Annotated in this window: 9 protein-coding genes; 7 read left to right on the plus strand and 2 right to left on the minus strand. The window is 72.8% G+C overall.

Annotated elements, in window-relative coordinates:
* Positions 1–13 precede the first annotated feature (13 nt).
* The 5 genes from ADK52_RS36515 (at position 14) to ADK52_RS36535 (ending at position 3,953) form a co-directional block, all read left to right on the plus strand.
* A complete protein-coding gene (locus ADK52_RS36515) occupies positions 14–2,239 on the plus strand; it encodes an ATP-dependent DNA helicase UvrD2 (RefSeq protein WP_053694140.1) in 2,226 nt (741 codons plus the stop codon).
* Positions 2,240–2,407: 168 nt separating this feature from the next.
* Positions 2,408–2,743 carry a hypothetical protein gene (locus ADK52_RS36520; RefSeq protein ID WP_063784023.1) on the plus strand — a complete coding sequence of 112 codons (336 nt, stop codon included), beginning with the start codon at positions 2,408–2,410 and terminating at the stop codon, positions 2,741–2,743.
* A 184-nt stretch (positions 2,744–2,927) separates the two neighbouring features.
* Complete coding sequence (locus ADK52_RS36525) at positions 2,928–3,299, plus strand: WhiB family transcriptional regulator (protein WP_030153506.1); 372 nt, start codon at positions 2,928–2,930, stop codon at positions 3,297–3,299.
* Complete coding sequence (locus ADK52_RS36530; protein ID WP_053694141.1) at positions 3,296–3,625, plus strand: hypothetical protein; 330 nt, start codon at positions 3,296–3,298, stop codon at positions 3,623–3,625. The genes ADK52_RS36525 and ADK52_RS36530 overlap by 4 nt, the downstream gene beginning before the upstream one ends.
* Before the next feature lie 121 nt (positions 3,626–3,746).
* Entirely contained in the window at positions 3,747–3,953 is a 207-nt protein-coding gene (locus tag ADK52_RS36535; RefSeq protein WP_053694142.1) for a hypothetical protein, read from the plus strand.
* A gap of 32 nt (positions 3,954–3,985) precedes the next feature.
* Here the strand turns inward: ADK52_RS36535 and ADK52_RS36540 are convergent, their stop codons facing one another.
* Positions 3,986–5,314, minus strand: coding sequence for an ABC1 kinase family protein (locus ADK52_RS36540; protein ID WP_053694143.1), 1,329 nt, complete (start codon positions 5,312–5,314; stop codon positions 3,986–3,988).
* 190 nt (positions 5,315–5,504) lie between these two features.
* On the minus strand, positions 5,505–6,611 hold the full coding sequence (locus tag ADK52_RS36545; protein WP_063784024.1) for a ThiF family adenylyltransferase: 1,107 nt from the start codon (positions 6,609–6,611) through the stop codon (positions 5,505–5,507).
* A gap of 151 nt (positions 6,612–6,762) precedes the next feature.
* On the opposite strand from ADK52_RS36545, the gene ADK52_RS36550 reads away from it, so the two are divergent.
* Positions 6,763–7,359: a M48 family metallopeptidase gene (locus ADK52_RS36550; RefSeq protein WP_420715002.1), complete on the plus strand. Its 597-nt coding sequence runs from the start codon at positions 6,763–6,765 to the stop codon at positions 7,357–7,359.
* Between the two features lie 131 nt (positions 7,360–7,490).
* On the plus strand, positions 7,491–8,205 hold a 715-nt coding region (locus ADK52_RS36555), incomplete at its 3' end, for a TerD family protein (RefSeq protein WP_199828603.1).

Below are 8,205 nucleotides of genomic sequence, written 5' to 3' on the forward strand. Positions count from 1 at the left end.
GCCCATGCGATGAATGCGCGCACCCTGTGGACAACTTTCCCGCCCGCCCCTCGGGACCTGGCAGCATGTTGGGGTGACATCAGCAACGCACCTCTCCTCCTTTCCCGCCGGCGCGGACTCGGCCGACGCGGTGCTCCTGGGCCTGGACCCGGAGCAGCGCGAGGTCGCGACGACCCTGCGCGGGCCGGTGTGCGTGCTGGCGGGCGCGGGCACGGGCAAGACCCGGGCCATCACCCACCGGATCGCCTACGGGGTCCGCTCCGGCCAGCTGATGCCGGCCAGTGTGCTGGCCGTCACGTTCACCAACCGCGCCGCCGGCGAGATGCGCGGCCGCCTGCGCTCCCTCGGCGCGGGCGGGGTGCAGGCGCGGACGTTCCACTCCGCCGCCCTGCGCCAGCTCCAGTACTTCTGGCCCAAGGCGATCGGCGGCGAGGTGCCCCGGCTCGTCGAGCGCAAGGTCCAGCTCGTCGCCGAGGCCGGCGCCCGCTGCCGCATCCGGCTCGACCGGGGCGAGCTGCGCGATGTCACCGGTGAGATCGAGTGGGCGAAGGTCACCCAGACCGTGCCCGCCGACTATCCGGCGGCCGCCCTGAAGGCGGGCCGCGAGGCCCCCCGGGACATGGCGGAGATCGCCCAGATCTACGGGGCGTACGAGCAGCTCAAGCGCGACCGCGGCACGATCGACTTCGAGGACGTGCTGCTGCTCACGGTCGGCATCCTCCAGGACCGCCACGACATCGCCGAGCAGATCCGCTCCCAGTACCAGCACTTCGTGGTGGACGAGTACCAGGACGTCAGCCCGCTCCAGCAGCGGCTGCTGGACCTGTGGCTCGGCGAGCGCGACAGCCTCTGCGTCGTCGGCGACGCCAGCCAGACGATCTACTCCTTCACCGGCGCCACGCCGGACCACCTCCTGAACTTCCGCACCCGCTACCCGCGGGCCACCGTGGTCAAGCTGGTCCGCGACTACCGCTCCACCCCCCAGGTGGTCCACCTCGCCAACGGGCTCCTCGCCCAGGCCAAGGGCCGCGCCGCCGAGCACCGCCTGGAGCTGGTCTCCCAGCGCGAGCCCGGACCCGACCCGGTCTACGCCGAGTACCCGGACGAGCCCGCCGAGGCCGAGGGCGTCGCCCTGCGCATCCGGGACCTGATCGCGGCGGGCGTCCCGGCCGGCGAGATCGCCGTGCTCTACCGCATCAACGCCCAGTCCGAGGTCTACGAGCAGGCCCTCGCCGACGCCGGGGTCCCCTACCAGCTGCGCGGCGCCGAGCGCTTCTTCGAGCGCGGCGAGGTGCAGAAGGCGATCCTCGCCCTGCGCGGCGCCGCCCGCTCCGGGGGCAACGACCCGCTGCTCGACGATGTCGTCGAGCTCGGCTCCCAGGTCCGCGCCGTGCTCAGCTCCACCGGCTGGAGCGCCGAGCCGCCCGCGGGCTCCGGCGCCGTCCGCGACCAGTGGGAGTCGGTGGCCGCCCTGGTCCGGCTCGCCGAGGACTTCGCCCGCGGCCGGCCCGGGGCCACCCTGGCGGACCTGACCGTCGAGCTGGACGAGCGCAGGGCCGCCCAGCACGCCCCGACCGTCCAGGGCGTCACCCTCGCCTCGCTGCACGCCGCCAAGGGCCTGGAGTGGGACGCCGTGTTCCTGGCCGGCCTCACCGACGGCATGCTGCCGATCACGTACGCCAAGACCGACGAGCAGGTGGAGGAGGAGCGCCGGCTGCTCTACGTCGGCGTCACGCGGGCGCGGCTGCACCTGACGCTCTCCTGGGCGCTCTCCCGGGCTCCGGGCGGCCGGGCCTCCCGACGCCCCAGCCGCTTCCTGAACGGGCTGCGGCCGGGCTCTGCGGCCCCGGCAAGCCGGACGGGCGCCCCGGCCGAGAGGGCGGTCAGGGGGCGCGGCCGCCGCGGCCCGGCGCTGTGCCGGGTCTGCGGCAAGACCCTCACCGAGGCGGCCGAGCTGAAACTGATGCGCTGCGACGACTGCCCGTCCGACATGGACGAAGGACTCTACGAGCGGCTGCGGGAGTGGCGCGCGGGGCAGGCGAAGGAGCAGGGACTGCCCGCGTACTGCGTGTTCACGGACAGGACCCTCGTCGCGATCGCGGAGGCCCAGCCGTCCGAGGCGGGCGAGCTCTCGATGATCTCTGGAGTCGGCGGCCGCAAGCTCGACCGGTACGGAGCCGATGTCCTGGCCATCTGTGCAGGTCAAGAGCGCGGGGGCGCGGATGCTGACGACGCGTAGAAACTCGTCGGAAAAATAGTTTGCACATGCCCAGCGAATCCCCATAGGTTCTTAGCAACGGAAACGGTGGCTTCTCCGAAGCTCCGGATCCGTGCTGTACTTATCCGAATACGTATGGGACAGGCCCCCGGGCCCCCGTCCCCGAGACGCCGAGAGGAGGCGAGACCAGTGACCAGCTTCATCACCACCACCAAAATGACCGATCGCTCGGTCGCCGCTTCCTGCACGCTCGGCTCCTTCTCGCTCCTCCCGCTCCTGGGTACCGGTCTGTCCGCGATTTCCGCTGACAGCCGCGCCCTGCTGGCCGCGCCCTCCGCGCTCCTGGCGAGCGAGCGGAATGAGCGACCGACCCAGGCACCGGTGGCAGTACTGGAAGCCCAGGCGCATGGCGCCTATGGGTTTGCGGCCGCAGCCGGTGCCGGATCCAAGACGACGCAGACGAAGCAGCAGCACCACCTGATGTGGGCCTTCCGTGGGCTCGAACCCTGGAGTGATCCAGCCTGATCCAAGATCAGGCCGGCGCCTTCAGGGCCGCGGAACCCCACCCGGGATCCGCGGCCCTTCTGTTTGTCCCCGACCGGGGGACGACGGCACGAAGGAGCCTCGGGACTGGCAAGACCAGGTACCAGCCGCCCCCGGCCGAACCCGGCCGGAACGACTAGCCAACCAAGACGAGGAAGAAAACACCGTGCAACTCGAAGCGCACGCCCCGTCCGTACCGCAGACCCAGACGATCTCCCCGCCCGCAGTCCCGGAGGACTCCACCTTGACTCCCCTCACCGCGCTGACCGCGCTCGACGACGCCATCGAGAACCTCGGCGTACCCGTCGCCTGCCGTACCTACGACCCCGAGGTCTTCTTCGCCGAGTCCCCGGCGGACGTCGAGTACGCCAAGTCCCTGTGCGCCACCTGCCCGCTGGTCGAGGCCTGCCTCGCCGGTGCGCTCGAGCGCCGCGAGCCCTGGGGTGTCTGGGGTGGCGAGCTGTTCGTCCAGGGCGTTGTCGTAGCCCGGAAGCGGCCCCGTGGCCGTCCGCGCAAGAACCCGGTTGTCGCGGCATGACCGCCATCGGAACCATCGACCGCCCCGTGACGCACGACCCCTTGAAGCAGGCCCTCATGACCGCCCACACGACGAGCGAGCAGCCGCACGGCTCCGCCCACGCAGACTTCATCACCGCCGGCGCGATCACCTCGCGTCAGAACAGGACCCGAGAAATGCAACTCATCCCAGAAGCCCTGGCCCGTGCCCATATGGACGACCGCATGCGCGAGGCCGACGCCGATCGTCGCGCCGTGCGCCTGGTCGCCGCCCGCCGCATGCAGCGGCGAGCCGAGCGCGTCTCGCTGCGCGCCCGGCGGGCACTCGCCATGGCCGTCATGCACTGATCAGCGGCTGAACCGCCGCTGACCAGCGGCGCAGCAGCGTACGGGGGACCGGTCCGAACGGACCGGTCCCCCCGGTGCGTTGCGGACGCCTCTCCAGCCCTCGCGGGGATATCGTCTGGAGGTGGACCAGCCGAATCCCCGCCCCGCCCCGTCGGGACCCGAGGCCCAGCCCGTCGTCTGCGCGCGCTGCGGCAAGAAGGCCCCCGACGGCGCCCCGCCCACCTGGACCTGCTCGGTGGAGAACGGGACCAGACAGTACTTCTGCGTCGACTGCGCGCGAGCCAACCTCAGGGCGATCGAGGGCCGCCTCGACTCCTCCTGGTGGTGATCCCGGGCCCGCAGGTCCGCGGGCCCGCGCGCTCACCCCTCGGGCAGGAACCCCGGGAGCCAGGACTCCAGTTCGTCCCGCAGCCGTACCGTCGCGCCCAGCTGGCAGAGCACCCCGATGGTGCTCAGCGTCACCCGGTGGATCAGCAGGTACGAGGGCGGCAGATTGATCTGCCGGCCCAACTGGTGTGCGGGGGAGCGGGGATCCGCGATCCGGGCCGCCTGACCGCGCAGCCACGGCCGGGTGAAGGTGAACTCCTCAGCCTGGGCGGGCTCGATGATGGGCAGCAGATAGTCCAGCACCGCCTCCGGGTCCAGTTCGATGGACTCCCTCACGAACCCCTCGGCGCACAGGTGCCCGTAGATCCCCTCGGCATCGCCCTCCAGCGTCATCCGCAGCGAGGTGCCGATCGGCTTGGGCCAGCCGCCGGGCAGCCGGTCGACGGTGCCGAAGTCCAGCACGCCCAGCCGCATCCGGCCGTCCGCCCCCGCCAGCAGGCGGAAGTTGCCCGGGTGCGGATCGGCGTGCAGCAGTCCCGTGCGCGCGGGCCCCGAGAAGAGGAACCGGGCCAGCAGCTGCCCGGCGCGGTCGCGCTCCTCCTGGGTGCCGTCGGCTATCACCTCCGACAGCGGGGTCCCCTCCATCCACTCGGTCACCAGCACCTGGTCGCCCTGGTGCACGACGTCCGGAACGACCACGTCCTCGTCGCCCTCGAACGCGTCCGCGTGGATCCGCTGGGCCTCCGCCTCCAACTCGTAGTCCAGCTCCTCCGAAACCCGGTCGCGCAACTCCTGGATCAGAGGCTTGACGTCCATACCCGGAATCAGGGGCCCCAGCAGCCCCGCGAACCGGCCCAGTTGCTTGAGGTCCGACAGCAGCGCCTCACCGGCTCCCGGGTACTGGACCTTCACCGCGACCTGCCGGCCGTCGTGCCACACCGCCCGGTGCACCTGTCCGATCGAGGCGGCCGCGGCCGGCTTGTCCTCGAACTCCTCGAACAGGTCCCGCCAGTCGGCCCCCAGCCGGTCCGCCAGCACCTGGTGCACGGTCTGGGCGGGCAGCGGCGGGGCCGCTTCCTGGAGCTTGGTCAGCGCCGCCCGGTACGGCCCGGCGACCTCCTCGGGCAGGGCCGACTCGAAGACCGAGAGCGCCTGCCCGAACTTCATGGCACCGCCCTTCAACTCCCCGAGCGTGCGGAACAGCTGCTCGGCGGTGCGCTGCTGGAGCTCGCGCGCCACGATCTCCGCCGACTTGCCCCCGATCCGCTTCCCCAGCCCCCAGGTGACCCGGCCCGCGAAGCCGAGCGGCAGCGCGGCCAGCTTGACGGTACGGGTGACCGCCTTCCGGGGAAGATCAGACATGCGCCCCTCCAATTCCCAGACAGCTGTGCCGCAAGCGGCGGTTCAGGTTGACCCCTCGGCCAACCGCATCCTGTCATGGCGTCCCAGCCCCGCCCCGGCCGAGGCGCCCACCCCGAATACGGGGTAATCGCCCGCCGCCGGACAGTGTCCACCCTCGCGGCCCCGCACGGCCGGAGCGCTGATCGAGCCTTCACGACGCCACCGCCCCTCCGGCCGGGATCCGGGCCGCCGAGCAGGGGCAGCCGGGGTGGGGGCGCAAGGGCGTCCGCTCCCAGTGGAGGGCCGGGAGGGCGGCTTCCCAGCGGGAGGCCGTGCAGGCGGGGAGCTCCCCGTCGAGGAAGGACAGGGCGTGGGCGGCGGCCAGACCGGCCACTGCCGTGGCCAGGCCCAGGTCGCAGGCCGCGGTGGCCCGGCGGCGGTGTGCCGAGCGCCATTGGACCAGCATCCGGGGCCAGGCCGGATCCGCCTCGACCCGGTCGCGTTCCATGCAGCCCGCGCACGCCGTGGCCCCCGGCAGCACCAGCGGTCCCACCAGCCCGGTGCCCTCCAGCACCCCGGCGTACAGATGAGGGGTGCCGGCGGCGATCCAGTCGGCCGCGGTGCCCGGATCCGGGGCCCACGCCTGCAAGCCGTCCCGGGGCGCGACCACCACCAGGGACACCCCCGGCTCGGGTCCCTCGTGTTCCGCGGTCCGCGGCGGGCGCCCCGGGGCCGATGCGCGGACCAGCGCGGCCGCGGCCTCCGCCCGCAGCCGGCCCACGCCGGCCGGCCCGAGCCCGCCCGGCGCCACATCCGCCGGCTCCACCCGGCCGCCGTCGAGTACCTCGACCCGGCCCACGCCCGCCGCCGCCAGGACCCCGGCGATGACCCCGCCCACCCGGCCGCTCCCGCGCACCTGGACCCGTATGGCCCGCCGGGCCGCGATCCCCCGCAAATCGCCCCCGGGCTCGCGGTGCACCAGCGACAGCGAGCCCAGATCGGGCCCGAGCCGCTCCAGGGTCTCGGGCCGTTTGCGCACGGCCTGGGCCCGCGGGCCGCCCGCCGTGGCGTCGTCCAGCAGCCCGGCCGCCGCCAGCCGCCGGACCAGTGCGTCCACCTGCCCCTCCGGCAGCCCCACCGCCACCGCCTCGGCGCGCAGCAGCTCCATCCCCCGCGTCCCGTCGATCCGGTCGATGAGCGATCCCGTCGCCGTGTCCACCGGGCCGAGCACCACCGCATGCGCGGGCGTCACCCCGAACTGCACCGTCTGCAGATCCCGCCAGGCCCTCGCCAGCGCCGGCTTCACCTTCGGATACATGGCTTTCCCCTCCTGCGAACCCCGCCTCATTCCCGTCCTTCGCAGAGTGCCCGCCCGCCGCGCTCCGTGCGCGGATTTGTCCACAGGCGAGGCCTATTAGGCATATGAGATGGAGAAAGCGGGCGCTTCCTGTGCCCCGTGCGAACCGATCATGTTCGAACCGTGGACCGGGGGGACTTCGGCCAGGCGAGCGGGTACGGTCTTGGGCGTGTCCGCCGACCCACAGCAGCGCGCCGTCGAAGTCCGCCGGAGCGCGCGCCGCCGCAGGACCGTATCCGCCTACCGCGAGGGTGACCGTACGGTCGTCCTCATCCCTGCCCGGATGTCCGAGGCCGAGGAACAGCGCTGGGTGGGGGTCATGCTCGACAAACTGGCCGCGCAGGAGAGCAAACGCACCCTCGGGGACGAGGAACTCACCGAACGCGCCGAGCGTTTGTCCGACCAGTACCTCGGCGCCCGGGCCCGCCCCCGCTCGGTGCGCTGGGTCACCAACCAGAACACCCGCTGGGGCTCCTGCACCCCCGCCGAAGGCAGCATCCGGCTCTCCCACCGCCTCCAGGGGATGCCGGAGTACGTCGTCGACTACGTGCTGCTCCACGAGCTGGCCCACCTCCTCGTGCCCGGCCACGGCCCCCGCTTCTGGGAGCTGCTGGAGGCCTACCCGCGCACCGAGCGGGCCCGCGGCTTCCTGGAGGGAGTGGTCGCCGCCGAGCGCCTCCCCAAGGTCCCCGCGGCCCGCGAGGAGTGACCCGCCCGCGCACCCGGGCGGCCCACGTCTCGATATGTACCGGGTCGGTACCGACTTGGCCGGATGTCGGCGGATGCGGCTAGCCTGAGCGGCACGCAATTCACTGTCGGGATGGGGGACGGTCGTTACGTATGGCCAGGGAATTCCAACGCGGTCACAAGGCCAGGATCAGCGATCTGACGGCAGGCACGGATCTGTACGTGGGCGTGCAGATCGCCGGGCCGGGACTCGCCTTCGACATCAGCTGCTTCGGCCTTGACGCCAACGAGCAGCTGTCGGACGACCGGTACTTCGTCTTCTACAACCAGCCGAAGTCGCCGGAGGAGTCGATCCAGCAGCTCGGCGCGCAGGCCGGCGACACCGAGTCCTTCCGGGTGACGCTGGACCGCGTCCCGGCGAGCATCCACAAGCTGTCCTTCACCGCCACGATCGACGGCGCCGGACAGATGTCGCAGATCGGACCGGGCTACATCCGGATCGTGGCCGGCGGCGAGGAAGTCGTCCGGTACTCCTTCACGGGCGCGGAGTTCAGCACCGAGCGCGCGGTCATGCTCGGCGACTTCTACCTCAAGGACGTGTGGCGCTTCGCCGCCGTGGGCCAGGGCTTCGACGGCGGGCTCGCCGCGCTGCTGAAGAACTTCGGCGGCGAGGTCGCCGAGGAGGACGAGCAGCAGGCCCCGCAGCAGCCGCAGGCCCCCGCCCCGGCCCAGGCCGGCGCCACGCCGGGATTCGCCCCGCCGCCGCAGGCCGCCGCCCCGGCGCCGTCGTTCGGCGCCCCGGTCCAGGCCCCGCAGGCCCCCCAGGCCCCGTACGGCCCGCAGCCCGCGCACGCGCCCGCCCCGGCAC

It is taken from the genome of Streptomyces sp. WM6372 (assembly GCF_001279655.1).
GTDB lineage: Bacteria > Actinomycetota > Actinomycetes > Streptomycetales > Streptomycetaceae > Streptomyces.